Raw genomic sequence first — 14,292 nt, 5'->3', positions numbered from 1 at the left:
TACCCAGCGGAGCGTTACGGCTTACCCCGCTGCCCCCGCAAATGCTCCGCGATCGGCCGCAGTGACTTGTGCAGCTCCTCCAGGGCCTCCGGGGACAGCAGGTCCATGAAGTGCCTGCGCACGGACGCCACGTGGTGCGGGGCGACCTTCTTCATCGTCTCCATGCCGTGCTCGGTGAGGACGGCGAACAGTCCCCGGCGGTCGGACTCGCAGTTCTCGCGCCGGACCAGGTCCGCGTTCTCCATGCGGGTGATCTGGTGCGAGAGCCGGCTCTTGGACTGGAGGGTGGCGGCCGCGAGATCGCTCATCCGCAGCCGGAACCCCTCCGACTCGGAGAGGTTCACCAGGATCTCGTAGTCGTTCATCGTCAGCCCGAACGGCTGCAGATCCCTTTCGAGCTGGTACGTCAACAGCCTGTTGACCTCCAGGTGGGTGCGCCAGGCGCACTGCTCCGCATCGGTCAGCCAGCGCGTGGCCGTCTCGGTCTCCATGAATCAAGTCTACCTAAAATGTTGAAAGGCGAACTAGTGAGGGTGGTGTGACTACGCGCACGCGTTCGACGTCACACTCCGCAGACTACCGCTCACAGACCGAAGCGACGCTGGAGGTCTCCGAGCTGTCCGGGAAGACGCGGTGTGCCGGCTTGCTGACCGTGCTGTCCCTGGTGACCTGGTACCCCGCCGCCGCCGGGTACACCCGGCTCATGCGGAACGGCCCCCGTGGCCTGCTCGGCCATGAGGACCTCCGTGGACTGCAGCAGGACCGTGCCGGCCCCTACGAACTCGAACTGGTGCTCCTCTCCAGAGGCCCCGCCGAGGCCTGTCAGTGCACGTAGACCGCCCATGAGGCCTGTCATGTACCCGTGGTCATAGTGATGGCACGGGGACGGGCAGTCGGCCCAGCCGACAAGCGCTTGCGGATCCACCCGGATGGGAGGCTCCATGAACACCACCGGACCGTTAGAGGCCGCTACGAACTTGCCGGTTCCGATCAGCGTCAAAAAGCCCGGCACGATCGATTGCTTGAGCGCGAGACTTGGCTGAAAAGCGAGCAGGTTGCCAGAGCGAATGGTCAGGTTGCCTTCGTCCAAGTCATACGAATTCACGTCGAAGGCCCGGTCGGCGAGGAGCATCTTGCCCGAGCCCTCCGCCACCACCCAGTCGCTTGCGTGCAGAGGCGAATGGAAAGATGTGCGCACGAGACGGTCCAGTCGGCCGTGCCCGATGCCGTTGAAATCCATCGACCCGTAGTAGGCGATCATCTTGCCCTTCTGCAGGAACCACTGGCTCCCCTTGAGCTCGACGCAGAAGGTGTACTTGTTGACGTTGTCGTCGACCGGCAGGGTCATCGGGTCGTAGATCACCGGGCCGCCCGGAGTCCCGTACGCGCTCACAGCTTCTCCTCCGAGGCCTGGACGTACACCGCACCACTGCCGCTCAGCTCCAGCTGGAACGCCTCGCCCGAGCCGCGGCCCACCATGTCGCGCCAGCCGAGCGCTGTGGACAGCTTGTTGCGTACGTCACCGTGGTGCGCCACGTACGCCTGGGGGTCGACATGGACGGGGCGCTGGGGGGAGATGGGGACCTCGATCACGCCCCCGTGGGCCATCACGGCCACCGCGCCGTGCCCCTTGAGGGTGGTCGTGAAGAGCCCCTGGCCCGTCACCTGGCCGCGGACCATGCCCATGACCCCGCCCTGCGAACCGAGGAACATCGTGCCCTGCTGGAGGGTGCCGTCGAAGGCCAGCAGCCGGTCCGCCTCGACGTACAGGGTGTCGCCCGTGAGGTTGATCACCTGGATGTGATGGCCGCCGTGCCCGAAGAAGACCGTGCCGCTGCCCTCGACGGTCATCAGCGGGGTGGCCTCGTTGGCGACCCGGCGGCCGATCATCGACATGATCCCGCCCTGGCCGCCCTGGACGTTGGGTGTGAAGGAGACGTCGCCCTTGTAGGCGAGCATCGCGCCGCGCTGACTGAACAGGCGCTGGCCGGGCAGGAGCGTCGCCTCGATCATCTTGGAGTTCACTTCGCGGAACGGCATGTCACAGGTCCCCCGCGATCGTGTTGCGCTCACTGGGCTGTACGTAGACCAGTCCGTCGCCCTCGAAACGGATCTGGAAGGCCTCGCCGCCGCCCTCGCCCAAGAACGTGCGGAATGTCACGCCGGCCTGGAAGGACTGCCGGACATTGCCCTGGTGTGCGATGTACGCCCCCGGGTCGACCGTCAGCGGGTACTGGGAGCTGACACGCAGCACCACCGCCGGACCGTCGGACGTGATCGCCGCCTGGCCGTGGCCCTCGACGGTGGTCGTGAACAGCCCGTTTCCCTGGGAGGCGCCTCTGAGGCCTGTGAAGGACGTGCCCGTCCGCAGGCCCGCGTCGGTCGCGAGCAGGTTGCTCGCCTCGACGTACAACTTGTCCCCCTGGAGGTTCACCAGGTTGATCTCGCAGGCCCGGTCCGCGAACCAGCAGGTCCCTTGTCCCCTCACCTCCATCACCGTCATCTGCTCACCGGTGATGCGCCGGGTCACCATCCCGCGGATCCCCTCCCCACCACCGCTCAGCTTCTTGAACGCCATCTGACCGTCGTACGCGACCATCGAGCCGTTCTTCGCCTTCACGGCGTCCCCGGTCATGTCGACGGCCAGCACCTTGCTGCCTTGAAGTCGGAACATCGCCACGTGGTGAAGGTAGCGGCAGGGTGGGAACGCGGACAGGGCCCACGGGTGGATCTCACCCCTGAGCGGACCCTTAGGGGCCAAGCGGACATCCCCGCCCCCCACCCCCGGGCGGGGATGTCCCGGCTCAGGTGTCACAATGGTGGACGCTTGTGCTTGCGTTCACAAAGCGGCTCCCCGCCGAAAGCGAATCTCCCACCGAAGGTGACCCGTGGACATAAAGACCGCCACCGCCCTCCGCCGCCTCCGCCTGGTCTCGGCCCCCGAGGCCGTCTCCTTCCTGCTGCTGCTCCTGTGCTCGGTGCTGAAGCGGACCACGGACTTCAACGGGGTGCCCGTCATGGGCTCCATCCACGGGATCCTCTTCATCCTGTACGTGATCTTCTGGGCGGACGCCTGGAGCCGCACCAAGTGGAGCAAGAAGACGGCGGCCCTCTACTTCGTCCTCTCCGTGCTGCCCACCGGCGGTTTCTTCGCCGAGCGCAAGCTCCGGCGCGAGACCGAGGACGCGGTCATCGCCTCCCGCGCCCGCCGCGAGGGAGTCGTGGAGTCCTCATGATCGTCGCCTTCTCCGTGACGCCCCTGGGTGTCGGCGAGGACGTGGGGGAGTACGTCGCCGACGCCGTCCGGGTCGTCCGTGCGTCGGGGCTGCCGAACCGCACCGATGCCATGTTCACCTCCATCGAGGGGGAGTGGGACGAGGTGATGGACGTGGTCAAGCGCGCCGTCGCCGCCGTCGAGGCACGTGTGCCGCGCGTCTCCGTCGTCCTGAAGGCGGACATCCGCCCCGGTGTGACGGACGGTCTGACCTCCAAGGTGGAGACCGTGGAACGGCACCTGTCCGCGTAGGCCTTCGGCGAGAAGACCCGAAACCCCGGTCCTGTGGGCCGGGGTTTCTCGCGCCCGACTGTTTGAGCGATCGCTCAAACCCCGGTAATCTCAGGCGCGGTTGATTGAGCGATCGCTCAAAAGTGGTCACTGATCTGGGGGTTCGGTAAATGGGGCTCTACGTAGAGACACATGTACGAGGCGATCTCGACGACCTGTGGGCACGGACGCAAGACCCTGCGCAGCACCAGCGCTGGGACCTGAGGTTCACCTCCATCGACTATCTCCCGCGCATCGAGGGCGAGCCGCAGCGCTTCCGGTACGCCACCCGGGTGCTGCCCTTCCTGACCGTCGCCGGGACGGGCGTCTCCGCCGGGGAGAAGGAGCGCCCCGACGGCACCCGCACCTCCGCCCTGCGCTTCGCCTCCCCGCACCCGCTCTCCCTCCTCGCCGAGGGCAGCGGCTACTGGCGCTACGTCCCCGACGCCGACGGCGTCCGCTTCCTCACCGGGTACGACTACCGCCCGCGCTGGGGCCGCTTCGGTGCGGTGGCCGACCGGCTCCTCTTCCGCCCCCTCATCGGCTGGGCCACGGCCTGGTCCTTCGACCGGCTGCGGATCTGGCTGGAGCGGGGCATCACGCCGGAGCGGGCGCTGCGCCACTGGCTCGCCGAGTGCGCCGTGCGCGGCTTCGTCCTGCTGGCCGCCTGCTCGGGCACGGTGTACGGCGCGCTCGTGGACGCGGCGGGCCCGCTGGCGCCGCTCGCCCTCTACTCGACCCCCGTACTGGCCGTCGTCGCCACCCTCCTGGCCCTCTTCGCGCCTCCGCTGCCCGGTACCCCGGCCGCCCGCCGCTGCCAGCGCACCCCGATCGCGCGGGTCCGCGCCCCGCGCGTCCTCGCCACCCTGGAGCAGCGGTGACGCCCTCCATCTTCCGCACCGCGATGGGCGCCGACTTCGATCGTCTCCACCCCGAGTTGCGGCGGCGCTTCTCCGTGGGCCTGGCCGGCGGCGAGGTGTGCACCGGCCACGGCGTCATGGACCGCGTCTGGCACGGGAGGGGCTTCGTGAAGCCGTTCCTCGTCCTCGGCGGCACCCGCAACATCCTCGTCCCGCGTGCGGGCCGGAACGTCCCCTTCATGATCGAGAATGTGCCCTACGCCGACACCTTCGGCCGTGAGACGGTGAGCTTCGTGCGCACCTTCGACCTGCCCGGCCGCTCCCGCCGCTTCGACGCCCAGATGGTGCTGAGCCCCAAGGGCGACCGCGTCCTGGACTACCTCGGCACGCATCAGCACCTCGCCAGCGACCTGCACTTCCGTGCCGAGCCCGATGGTTCCCTGCTGATCCGCTCCGGCGAACACCGCTTCCGGGAGGGCCCGGTGGACGTCCGCGTCCCCGAACTCATCGGCGCCGACGCCGAGGTACGCGAGTCCTTCGACGACTCCACGGGCCGCTTCCACATCCAGGTCCGGGTCGTGAACCGGCACTTCGGTCCGCTCTTCGGCTACGAGGGCAGCTTCCGGGCGACGTACACCGACGTCCGTACCCGCGGGGTCCGGCCCGGGCTGCGGCCCGTCCGCGAGGAGGCGCGCGCGTGAGCGAGGCGACCCGGGCGAAACTGCTGGAGGGCGCCCTGCGGACGCTCACCGAGCAGGGGATCGCGAAGACCTCGGCCCGTACGATCGCGGCGACCGCCGGGGTCAACCAGGCCCTCGTCTTCTACCACTTCGGATCCGTGGACGAGTTGCTGTCGGCCGCGGTTCGGTACGGGGCGGAGCAGCGGGTCGCGAACTACCGGGAACGGCTCGCCGAGGTCGGGTCGCTGACGGAACTCCTCGCGTTCGGGCGGGAGATGCACGAGGTGGAGCGGGCCGAGGGGCATGTCGCCGTCCTGGGGCAGCTCCTCGCCGGGGCGCAGACGGACGCGCGTCTGGCGCCCGCGACCTCGGCGGGGCTGGACCTGTGGATCACCGAGATCGAGCGGGTCCTGGTCCGGGTCCTCGCACCGACCCCGCTCGGCGAGTTCGCCGATCCCGCCGGGCTGGCGCGTGCCGTCGCCGCCTCCTTCGTCGGCATCGAGCTGTACGAGGGGGTCGACCCCGAGGGTTCCCGGGCCGCCCTCGACGCCCTGGAACAACTGGCCGCCCTGGTCACCGCCCTCGACACCCTCGGCCCGGTCGCCCAACGAGCCATCCGCCACCACCTGCGCCGCACCACGCGCGGCTGACCGGGGCGACACGGGGCGGGCTATTGCTCCGGACCCGACGCCAGCGCCATCCCCAGGGGGGTGCGTTCGTACAGGACCTGGTGGCCGTAGCGGCGTGAGGTGAGCAGGCCTCCGGCGCGCAGGACCGTGAGGTGCGCGGAGACGGACGACGGGGCGAGGCGGAGGCGGTGGGCGAGGGCTGTGGTGGTGGTGGGTTCGTCCAGGGCCGTGAGGACGGTGGCCCTGCCCCGTCCCAGGAGTCGCACGAGGGCGTCGGGAGTGTGGTCCGTCGGTTCGGCCCACAGGCCGCCGATGCCGCGGGCGGGGTAGGCGAGCGTGGGCTGCCAGGGGGGATCGAAGGAACTGACCACCTCCGGCCAGATGAAGACGCTGGGCACCAGAATCAGGCCCTGTCCCGCGAGGTCCCGCTCGTGCCGGCCCTTCCACTCGATGGTCAGCGTGTGGGAGCGCCAGCCGAACCGACGGTCTATCTCCGGCAGCAGCCCGCCCAGACCGACTTCCGCGAGCCGCCGCGAGTGGAACGCGATGTCCGCCTCCAACAGGGCGCGCAGCCGCGGCCAGTCCGGCTCGACGAGCGCGTGCCAGGCCGTCTCCATCAGGTCGGCCAGCTCCTGGACCATGCGCGCCGGATCCTTCAACAGTGCCCGGCCTCGGGACGATTCGAGGGCGCCCGGAGTGTCCGCGAGCGACCTCGCGGCCTCCTCGCGGGCCGCCTCGGGGTCGGCCGCGCGGACCGCGGCGATCTCCTCCTCGAAGGTGGCCGCAGGACCGATCGGGGGCGGGCAGAGCCAGTCGGGGCAGTAGCCGCGCTGCGGCATCAGCAGCCACAGCGGTGCGAGGTCGAGCCCGGCGGCGGCCGCGCGGATACGGCGCAGCCAGTGCGCGTGGTAGCCGTGCCGCGCGGGACGGTTGAGCGTGCGGACCGCCTCCTGTGTCTCCCACAGGGGCGACACCGCGAATCGGCAGTTGAGGAAGTCGTCCTCCCCGAAGTGCAGAAGGGAAGGCAAGGAAAGGCACCCCTGAAGATCTGAAGATTCGGCTGGAGCCGAAACTCTACGGTCCGGCCCGACGGGTGAGCACGCTGTTGCCCATGCCGGAAGCAGAGATGGCGGAGACGAAGGCCACAACGACGCAGCCCGACCCATCGACCACCCCACCGAACGCGCCCGAAGCCACGGGCTACGGCCGAGTCTTCGCCGTACGGGAGTTCCGCGCCGTCTTCGCCGCCCACGCGTTCTCGCTGCTCGGGCTCGTGGTCAGCGAGCTCGCCCTGTCCGTGCTGGTCTACGACCTGACGGGCTCGCCCCTGATGAGCGCCCTGACGTTCGCGCTCGGCTTCCTCCCGTACCTCGTCGGCGGCACCCTCCTCGCCGGCGCCGCGGACCGTTTCCCGGCCCGCCGGGTCCTCGTGGTGTGCGACCTGGTGTGCGCGGGCTGCGTGGCCGTCATGGTGGTGCCGGGCGCGCCCATCGCCGTATTGCTGGCCATGCGCTGCGCGCTCGCCGTCGTCTCACCGCTCTTCCAGGGGGCGCGCACGGCGACGCTGACCGACGTCCTCGGCGACGGCGACCTGTTCGTACTGGGCCGCTCCCTGCTGCGGATCGTCTCGCAGGGCGCGCTGCTCGCCGGGTTCGGGCTCGGCGGCGTACTGCTCACCGTCGTGTCACCGCGCGGCGCGCTGCTCATCACGGTGTGCACCTTCCTGATCTCCGCCGCGCTGCTGCGCTTCGGTACCCGGCGACGGCCCGCGCGGGCCCGTGACGGTGGCGCGCTGGTGCGGGACTCGCTGCACGGAACCCGCCGGATCCTCGCCGACCGGCGCGTACGGGCCCTGCTCCTGCTGTTCTGGGTGCCGCCGATGTTCGCCGTCGCGCCGGAGGCGCTGGCCGCGCCCTACTCCGACGGACTCGGCGCCGGATCGGCCGGGCTCGGCCTGCTGATGTGCGCCCTGCCGGTCGGCACGATCGCGGGGGAGCTGTACGCGGGTTCGAGGCTGCGGCCCGCGACCCGCACCCGGCTCGCCCTCCCGCTCGTCTGCGTCACCCTGCTGCCGTACGTCGGCTACGTCCTGCGGCCGGACCTCGGCTGGTCGCTGGCCCTGCTGCTGCTCGCGGGCACCGGATCCGCGTACTCGCTCGGCCTGGACCAGTGGTTCGTGCGGGCCGTGCCCGAGGAGCTGCGAGGCCGGGCGATGACCCTGAACACCGCCGGGCTGATGACCGTCCAGGGGGTGGGGATGGCGCTGTCGGGGGTGGCGGCGGAGTTCGCCGGGGTGCGGGCGACGGTCGCGGGCGCGGGGGTGCTCGGCACCGTCTGCTGTGTCCTGCTGGCGGTGGAGGCGCGGCGTACGGAAGGGGCCGCGGTCCCCGCCGTAGAGGGGGCCGGGACCGAAAGGCGAGACGGGGCTGACCAGCATATGACCGGCGGGTAAGGTCTTATGCCGTGCCGAAGCCGCTCAGTCTTGCCTTCGATCCCATCGCCCGCGCCGACGAACTCTGGAAGCAGCGCTGGGGATCCGTGCCGTCCATGGCCGCGATCACCTCGATCATGCGCGCGCACCAGATCCTGCTCGCCGAGGTCGACGCGGTCGTCAAGCCGTACGGACTCACCTTCGCGCGCTACGAGGCACTGGTCCTGCTCACCTTCTCCAAGGCCGGCGAGCTCCCGATGTCCAAGATCGGCGAGCGCCTCATGGTGCACCCGACCTCCGTCACGAACACCGTGGACCGGCTGGTGAAGTCCGGGCTCGTCGACAAGCGGCCCAACCCCAACGACGGGCGCGGCACGCTCGCCTCCATCACCGAGAAGGGCCGTGAGGTCTGCGACGCGGCGACCCGGGACCTGATGGCGATGGACTTCGGGCTCGGGGCCTACGACTCCGAGGAGTGCGCGGAGATCTTCGCGATGCTGCGCCCCCTGCGCATCGCCGCGAGTGACTTCGACGAGGAATAGACGAGGAACAGAGAAAAGAGGCGCGCCGGGGCGGGGGTGCTCGTAGATCGCGCAAATGGGGTCGTTACGCTCATCCCCATGAAGAAGAGCGTGCTGACCCGCTACCGCGTGATGGCCTACGTCACCGGTGTGCTGCTGGTCCTGCTGACCCTCGGTGTGATTGCCAAGTACGTGTTCCACATGAACGGTGCCGTGGACTTCACGCGCGTCGTCGCCATCGCGCACGGCTGGCTCTACGTCGTCTACCTGGTCTTTGCCTTCGACCTGGGCTCCAAGGCGAAGTGGCCGGTCGGCAAGCAGCTGTGGGTGCTGCTCGCGGGGACCATTCCGACGGCCGCGTTCTTCGTGGAGCGGAAGATCACCCAGGAGCTGGAGTCGAAGGTCGCGGAGGACTCTCCGGCGGTCGTCAAGGCGTAACGCTTACCGCCACGGGAGTGGTCCGTGGCGGTTTGCCATCGACATTTAGTAGGACGTCCTAGTAAATTCGAAGCATGGACGCTGACGCCATCGAAGAGGGCCGCCGCCGCTGGCAGGCCCGGTACGACACCTCGCGCAAGCGTGAGGCCGACTTCACCACGCTCTCCGGCGATCCGGTGGAGCCGGTGTACGGGCCACGGCCGGGGGACAGGTACGACGGCTTCGAGCGGATCGGCTGGCCCGGCGAGTACCCCTTCACCCGCGGCCTGTACCCGACCGGCTACCGAGGGCGTACGTGGACGATCCGCCAGTTCGCCGGGTTCGGGAACGCGGAGCAGACGAACGAGCGCTACAAGATGATCCTCGCCGCGGGGGGCGGCGGACTGTCGGTCGCCTTCGACATGCCGACGCTCATGGGGCGCGACTCCGACGATCCGCGCTCCCTCGGCGAGGTCGGGCACTGCGGGGTCGCGATCGACTCGGCGGCCGACATGGAGGTCCTGTTCAAGGACATCCCGCTGGGTGACGTCACGACATCGATGACGATCAGCGGACCGGCCGTACCCGTCTTCTGCATGTACCTGGTCGCGGCGGAACGGCAGGGCATCGACCCGTCCGTCCTGAACGGCACCCTCCAGACCGACATCTTCAAGGAGTACATCGCCCAGAAGGAGTGGCTCTTCCAGCCCGAGCCACACCTGCGCCTCATCGGCGACCTGATGGAGCACTGCGCCGCGAAGATCCCCGCCTACAAGCCGCTGTCCGTCTCCGGCTACCACATCCGGGAGGCCGGTTCCACGGCCGCGCAGGAGCTGGCGTACACGCTCGCGGACGGGTTCGGCTACGTCGAACTGGGGCTCTCGCGTGGCCTGGACGTGGACGTCTTCGCCCCCGGCCTCTCCTTCTTCTTCGACGCGCACCTCGACTTCTTCGAGGAGATCGCCAAGTTCCGGGCGGCGCGGCGGATCTGGGCGCGGTGGATGCGGGACGTGTATGGCGCGAAGTCGGAGAAGGCGCAGTGGCTGCGCTTCCACACCCAGACCGCGGGTGTCTCGCTGACGGCGCAGCAGCCGTACAACAACGTCGTCCGTACGGCGGTGGAGGCGCTCGCGGCGGTTCTCGGCGGCACGAACTCCCTCCACACCAACGCGCTGGACGAGACGCTCGCGCTGCCGTCCGAGCAGGCCGCGGAGATCGCCCTGCGGACGCAGCAGGTACTGATGGAGGAGACCGGCGTCGCCAACGTCGCCGACCCGCTGGGCGGTTCCTGGTACGTCGAGCAGCTCACCGACCGGATCGAGGCCGACGCGGAGAAGATCTTCGAGCAGATCAAGGAGCGGGGGCTGCGGGCGCATCCCGACGGGCAGCACCCGATCGGTCCCATCACCTCCGGCATCCTCCGGGGCATCGAGGACGGCTGGTTCACCGGGGAGATCGCCGAGTCGGCGTTCCAGTACCAGCGGGCGTTGGAGAAGGGTGACAAGCGGGTGGTGGGCGTGAACGTCCATCACGGGTCCGTGACCGGGGATCTGGAGATCCTGCGGGTCAGTCACGAAGTGGAGCGGGAGCAGGTACGGGAGTTGGGAGTGCGGCGGGACGGGCGCGACGACGCGCGCGTACAGGCCGCGCTGGACGCGATGCTTGCCGCCGCGCGGGACGGGTCGAACATGATCGTGCCCATGCTGGATGCGGTGCGGGCCGAGGCCACGCTCGGCGAGATCTGTGACGTGCTCCGGGACGAGTGGGGCGTGTACACGGAACCGGCGGGCTTCTGACCCCCTGGGGCTCCGCCCCAGACCCGGGGCGCCCTTCTTTGTCCGCGGATGCGTGGGGGTTGGTCGCGCAGTTCCCCGCGCCCCTCGGGCCGGGGCTGCGCCCCGGATCCCCCGGTCGGCCGGATTCCTTGTCCGCGGGTGCGTGGGGGCCGGTCGCGCAGTTCCCCGCGCCGCTGAAAGCCTCGGGCCGTCCGGCGTTCGAGGGCGAGGAGAGTCGGGTCAGGTGGTGGGTGTTGTACCGGTCAGGCCCAGGAGGAGCATTTGGGTGAATGCGCGGACCCACTCCTCGTCCGCCGGCTCCGCGCTGACGAGGGTGCGATGCACCACCGCCCCGGCGACCACGTCGAAGATGAGGTCCGCCGTACGCGCGGCGACCTCGGGGTCGGACTCCGGAGGGAGTTCGCCGCGCGCGGTGGCGCGGGCCCGCCCCTCCACGACGAGCCGCTTCTGGCGGTCGACGATGGACGTGCGGATGCGTTCGCGCAGCGGCTCGTCACGGGTTGACTCGGCCACCACCGCCATCAGGGCCGTCGCGGTCTCGGGACGGTTCAGGAGCGCCGCGAACTGAAGCACCACGCCCTCGATGTCGGCGGCGAGGCTCCCACGGTCGGGGAGTTCCAGTTCGTCGAAGAGGACGGCCACCGCGTCGACCACGAGCTCGTTCTTGCCCGCCCAGCGACGGTAGAGGGTCGTCTTGGCGACCCCGGCCCGCGTCGCCACGTCCCCCAACGTCAGCTTGGACCAGCCCAGTTCGACCAGCGCCGCCCGCGTCGCCTTCAGGATCGCGGCGTCCGCGGCAGCGCTGCGCGGGCGTCCCGTGCGGGGGGTGGTGGTGCGACTCTGCATGTCAGGACCTTATCCGCCGTCCCGGGCGGCCAAATCAGGCGGTTGTGTGAAGTCGTGAGGGAGATCACCGGGGTATGGCGGACAGGGGAGCCACGGGACAGTTACGCTACGAGCCGTAGCGAAAGCTCGTACACGGTGACTCGTGGACGGGTGACAACCACTGGCGCCGGGTGGGGACCCGGTGCCCGACAGCACGGATCGAGTCGGGTCGCGTCGTAAAGCGGCCCGGCTTTCACAGCGCTTTTCACACGTGCGCGAGGAAGGGGGAGGATGTACTCATGCAGCCACGGAACATGTCCATGAGCGGAGTCGTCGACCTCGCCGCGGTGAAGGCGGCCCAGGAGGCCAAGGCGAAGGCGGAGCAGGCGCGCGCCGAAGCGGCCAGGCAGGGCGGCGGAGGCGGGGCCGTGTCTCCCGCCGGCCTCGTCATCGATGTCGACGAGGCGGGATTCGAGCACGATGTCCTTCAGCGGTCCACCGAGGTCCCGGTCGTCATCGACTTCTGGGCCGAGTGGTGCGAGCCCTGCAAGCAACTGAGCCCGGTGCTCGAACGGCTGGCCGTCGAGTACAACGGACGGTTCGTCCTTGCCAAGATCGACGTCGACGCCAACCAGATGTTGATGCAGCAGTTCGGGATCCAGGGGATCCCGGCCGTGTTCGCCGTCGTGGCGGGACAGGCACTGCCGCTCTTCCAGGGTGCGGCCGGAGAGGCGCAGATCCGCGGGACCCTCGACCAGCTCGTCGAGGTCGCCGAGCAGCGCTTCGGCCTCACCGGCGTGACCGTCGACCCCGACGCCGAGCCCGGCAGCGCCCCCGCGGTGCACGAGGTGCCGGCAGGGCCCTACGACGCGCTCCTGGAGGCCGCCGTACAGGCCCTGGACGCGGGTGACTTCGGCGGTGCCGTACAGGCGTACAAGAACGTGCTGAGCGACGACCCGGGCAACACGGAGGCCAGGCTCGGCCTCGCGCAGGCCGAGTTGCTGCAGCGCGTGCAGGGCGCCGACCCGCTCCAGGTGCGCAAGGACGCCGCCGAGAAGCCCAAGGACGTACCGGCGCAGATCGCGGCCGCGGACCTCGACCTGGTGGGCGGGCACGTCGAAGACGCGTTCGGGCGGCTCATCGACACGGTGCAGCGCACGGCGGGCGACGACCGGGATGCCGTACGGCTGAGGCTGTTGGAGCTCTTCGAGGTCGTGGGCGGCGACGATCCGCGGGTGATCGCGGCGCGCCGGGCGCTGGCGAGAGCGCTGTTCTGATCGACTCCCGGACCGGGTTCCGCCCGGTGTGCTGACCTGTTCCTAAACGCCGGGGCGTGTGATGCCCAGGTGAAAGATTTGCCGAGAGAGCGGCAGGTGGCCGCGCTTTACCAAAACTTGGTAAACGCGGCCGCTGTTACTTGGAGTAAGTCAGGGGCGTTGATCTGTCGGATTCTGTCCATGGATCAACTGTTTTGGTGTCCCCCTTGGTGCCACCCAGAGTTGTCGACCGATACCGCCGGGTCGTTGTTCGGTTATCCGGCCGTTACTAGCCAGTAACGAACCCCCTTGTGCGGGCGGCGAGAATGCACCACGATCGGCGACGCTCGGTCCATTCCCCCTACCCCGACAACCAATCGGGTCAAGGGGTTTTCTGGGTCCCCACCGAGTAGGGGCGGCGGCAGTGGCGCCGACCCTTGGACAGGGGGGTCTCTGCCGTTCGGCGGAGCCTGTCCAGCAGGTTGTGCGTGATGCGTGTCAGGCGCGACCAGTGGTTGTCGCTCGGGGGTGATCGCCGGTGATGTCGGGCGCAGTTGGCGCTCGACGAGTACGGGCGCTCTCCTTTCCGAGGACGTAGCACTTCTCCCATCCCTGCCCGGCTGAGCCGCCGACATGGGTCAGTCAGGGCCAGGAGATGTACGTCCGAGAAGGAGGAAATATGGAGTCCCAGGTGCGTGGCGGGACCAGATGGAAGCGGTTCGCGGTCGTGATGGTGCCCAGCGTGGCCGCCACGGCAGCGATAGGTGTCGCCCTCGCGCAGGGCGCTCTCGCCGCGTCGTTCAGTGTGTCGGGTCAGTCGTTCAAGGTGACGGCGGACTCGCTCCACGGAGAAGGCTTCTCGCAGTACGGAGCCATCGACTCGGGGTACACCCTCGACGGTCAGAAGACGGCTCACCCCGTCGCGGTCTCGGCGTTCAAGTCCGCGTCGATCACCAACATGTGCCAGTCCGTGGTCACCCCGAACATCCCGCTGCTCGGATCGGTCAGTCTGGTCCTGAAGGCGGGCGGCGGTGGCACGCCGGTCCAGGCCGAGAACCTGTACATCGACGTCGAGGACCTGCAGGCCGACGCGGTGTTCCACAACATCGACATCGGTGTTGCGGCCAAGGACGCCAGCAAGGGTCCGGGCATTGCCAAGGGTGACCAGGCGAACCCGTACGGATTCGCCCAGCAGGCCGACTCGGCCGACCTGACCGATGTGAAGCAGACGGCGTGGGCGACCACCGCCGGTACGTTCAAGCTCAGCGGCCTGAAGATGTCGCTGTCCAAGGGCGTCAAGGAGTGCTACTAGGCACTCCAGGGGCGGGCGGGG

Annotated in this window: 17 protein-coding genes; 11 read left to right on the top strand and 6 right to left on the bottom strand. The window is 69.4% G+C overall.

All coding sequences use genetic code 11. From position 1 onward, the window contains the following. Positions 1-14: 14 nt before the first annotated feature. The 4 genes from SMIR_RS10730 to SMIR_RS10715 all read right to left on the bottom strand — a co-directional run bounded on the left by SMIR_RS10730 (position 15) and on the right by SMIR_RS10715 (position 2,674). A complete protein-coding gene (locus tag SMIR_RS10730; protein ID WP_054233196.1) occupies positions 15-491 on the bottom strand; it encodes a MarR family winged helix-turn-helix transcriptional regulator in 477 nt (158 codons plus the stop codon). Positions 492-583: 92 nt separating this feature from the next. Beyond that, positions 584-1,393, bottom strand: coding sequence for an AIM24 family protein (locus SMIR_RS10725; RefSeq protein ID WP_060900268.1), 810 nt, complete (start codon positions 1,391-1,393; stop codon positions 584-586). Next, the gene (locus SMIR_RS10720) at positions 1,390-2,040 is read right to left on the bottom strand and encodes an AIM24 family protein (RefSeq protein ID WP_168495629.1); all 651 of its coding nucleotides are present in this window, start codon (positions 2,038-2,040) and stop codon (positions 1,390-1,392) included. The genes SMIR_RS10725 and SMIR_RS10720 overlap by 4 nt, the downstream gene beginning before the upstream one ends. A 1-nt stretch (position 2,041) precedes the next feature. Beyond that, positions 2,042-2,674: an AIM24 family protein gene (locus SMIR_RS10715; RefSeq protein ID WP_168495631.1), complete on the bottom strand. Its 633-nt coding sequence runs from the start codon at positions 2,672-2,674 to the stop codon at positions 2,042-2,044. A 214-nt stretch (positions 2,675-2,888) separates the two neighbouring features. Between SMIR_RS10715 and SMIR_RS10710 the strand changes: the two genes are divergently transcribed. The 5 genes from SMIR_RS10710 to SMIR_RS10690 all read left to right on the top strand — a co-directional run bounded on the left by SMIR_RS10710 (position 2,889) and on the right by SMIR_RS10690 (position 5,734). Next, positions 2,889-3,236, top strand: coding sequence for a DUF3817 domain-containing protein (locus tag SMIR_RS10710; RefSeq protein ID WP_168495633.1), 348 nt, complete (start codon positions 2,889-2,891; stop codon positions 3,234-3,236). Next, the gene (locus tag SMIR_RS10705) at positions 3,233-3,526 is read left to right on the top strand and encodes an MTH1187 family thiamine-binding protein (protein ID WP_168495635.1); all 294 of its coding nucleotides are present in this window, start codon (positions 3,233-3,235) and stop codon (positions 3,524-3,526) included. The genes SMIR_RS10710 and SMIR_RS10705 overlap by 4 nt, the downstream gene beginning before the upstream one ends. Before the next feature lie 149 nt (positions 3,527-3,675). Further along, entirely contained in the window at positions 3,676-4,425 is a 750-nt protein-coding gene (locus SMIR_RS10700; RefSeq protein WP_168495637.1) for a hypothetical protein, read from the top strand. Positions 4,426-4,448: 23 nt separating this feature from the next. Then, positions 4,449-5,105, top strand: coding sequence for a DUF4166 domain-containing protein (locus SMIR_RS10695; RefSeq protein ID WP_168501301.1), 657 nt, complete (start codon positions 4,449-4,451; stop codon positions 5,103-5,105). Then, positions 5,102-5,734, top strand: a complete 633-nt coding sequence (locus SMIR_RS10690; RefSeq protein ID WP_168495639.1) for a TetR/AcrR family transcriptional regulator — start codon at positions 5,102-5,104, stop codon at positions 5,732-5,734. The genes SMIR_RS10695 and SMIR_RS10690 overlap by 4 nt, the downstream gene beginning before the upstream one ends. Positions 5,735-5,754: 20 nt before the next feature. Here the strand turns inward: SMIR_RS10690 and SMIR_RS10685 are convergent, their stop codons facing one another. Continuing rightward, entirely contained in the window at positions 5,755-6,741 is a 987-nt protein-coding gene (locus SMIR_RS10685; RefSeq protein WP_168495641.1) for an ArsR/SmtB family transcription factor, read from the bottom strand. A 98-nt stretch (positions 6,742-6,839) separates the two neighbouring features. On the opposite strand from SMIR_RS10685, the gene SMIR_RS10680 reads away from it, so the two are divergent. The 4 genes from SMIR_RS10680 to icmA all read left to right on the top strand — a co-directional run bounded on the left by SMIR_RS10680 (position 6,840) and on the right by icmA (position 10,878). Then, entirely contained in the window at positions 6,840-8,165 is a 1,326-nt protein-coding gene (locus SMIR_RS10680) for an MFS transporter (RefSeq protein ID WP_212728344.1), read from the top strand. An 11-nt stretch (positions 8,166-8,176) separates the two neighbouring features. Beyond that, entirely contained in the window at positions 8,177-8,686 is a 510-nt protein-coding gene (locus SMIR_RS10675) for a MarR family winged helix-turn-helix transcriptional regulator (protein ID WP_095852549.1), read from the top strand. 78 nt (positions 8,687-8,764) lie between these two features. Further along, entirely contained in the window at positions 8,765-9,103 is a 339-nt protein-coding gene (locus SMIR_RS10670) for a DUF3817 domain-containing protein (protein WP_075028953.1), read from the top strand. Between the two features lie 74 nt (positions 9,104-9,177). Further along, positions 9,178-10,878 carry a coenzyme B12-dependent isobutyryl-CoA mutase large subunit gene (gene icmA, locus SMIR_RS10665; RefSeq protein WP_168495643.1) on the top strand — a complete coding sequence of 567 codons (1,701 nt, stop codon included), beginning with the start codon at positions 9,178-9,180 and terminating at the stop codon, positions 10,876-10,878. A gap of 219 nt (positions 10,879-11,097) precedes the next feature. Here icmA and SMIR_RS10660 read toward each other — a convergent pair whose 3' ends face one another. Next, the gene (locus SMIR_RS10660) at positions 11,098-11,724 is read right to left on the bottom strand and encodes a TetR/AcrR family transcriptional regulator (RefSeq protein ID WP_168495645.1); all 627 of its coding nucleotides are present in this window, start codon (positions 11,722-11,724) and stop codon (positions 11,098-11,100) included. A gap of 278 nt (positions 11,725-12,002) precedes the next feature. On the opposite strand from SMIR_RS10660, the gene SMIR_RS10655 reads away from it, so the two are divergent. Both SMIR_RS10655 and SMIR_RS10650 read left to right on the top strand, forming a co-directional pair. Further along, the gene (locus SMIR_RS10655; RefSeq protein ID WP_168495647.1) at positions 12,003-12,980 is read left to right on the top strand and encodes a tetratricopeptide repeat protein; all 978 of its coding nucleotides are present in this window, start codon (positions 12,003-12,005) and stop codon (positions 12,978-12,980) included. A 658-nt stretch (positions 12,981-13,638) separates the two neighbouring features. Further along, positions 13,639-14,271: a DUF6230 family protein gene (locus SMIR_RS10650; RefSeq protein ID WP_067369161.1), complete on the top strand. Its 633-nt coding sequence runs from the start codon at positions 13,639-13,641 to the stop codon at positions 14,269-14,271. Positions 14,272-14,292 lie beyond the last annotated feature (21 nt).

Source organism: Streptomyces mirabilis (genome assembly GCF_018310535.1).
Lineage (GTDB): Bacteria > Actinomycetota > Actinomycetes > Streptomycetales > Streptomycetaceae > Streptomyces.
The sequence above is the reverse complement of the archived record's forward strand: the minus strand, read 5'-3'. Positions and strand labels throughout refer to the sequence as shown.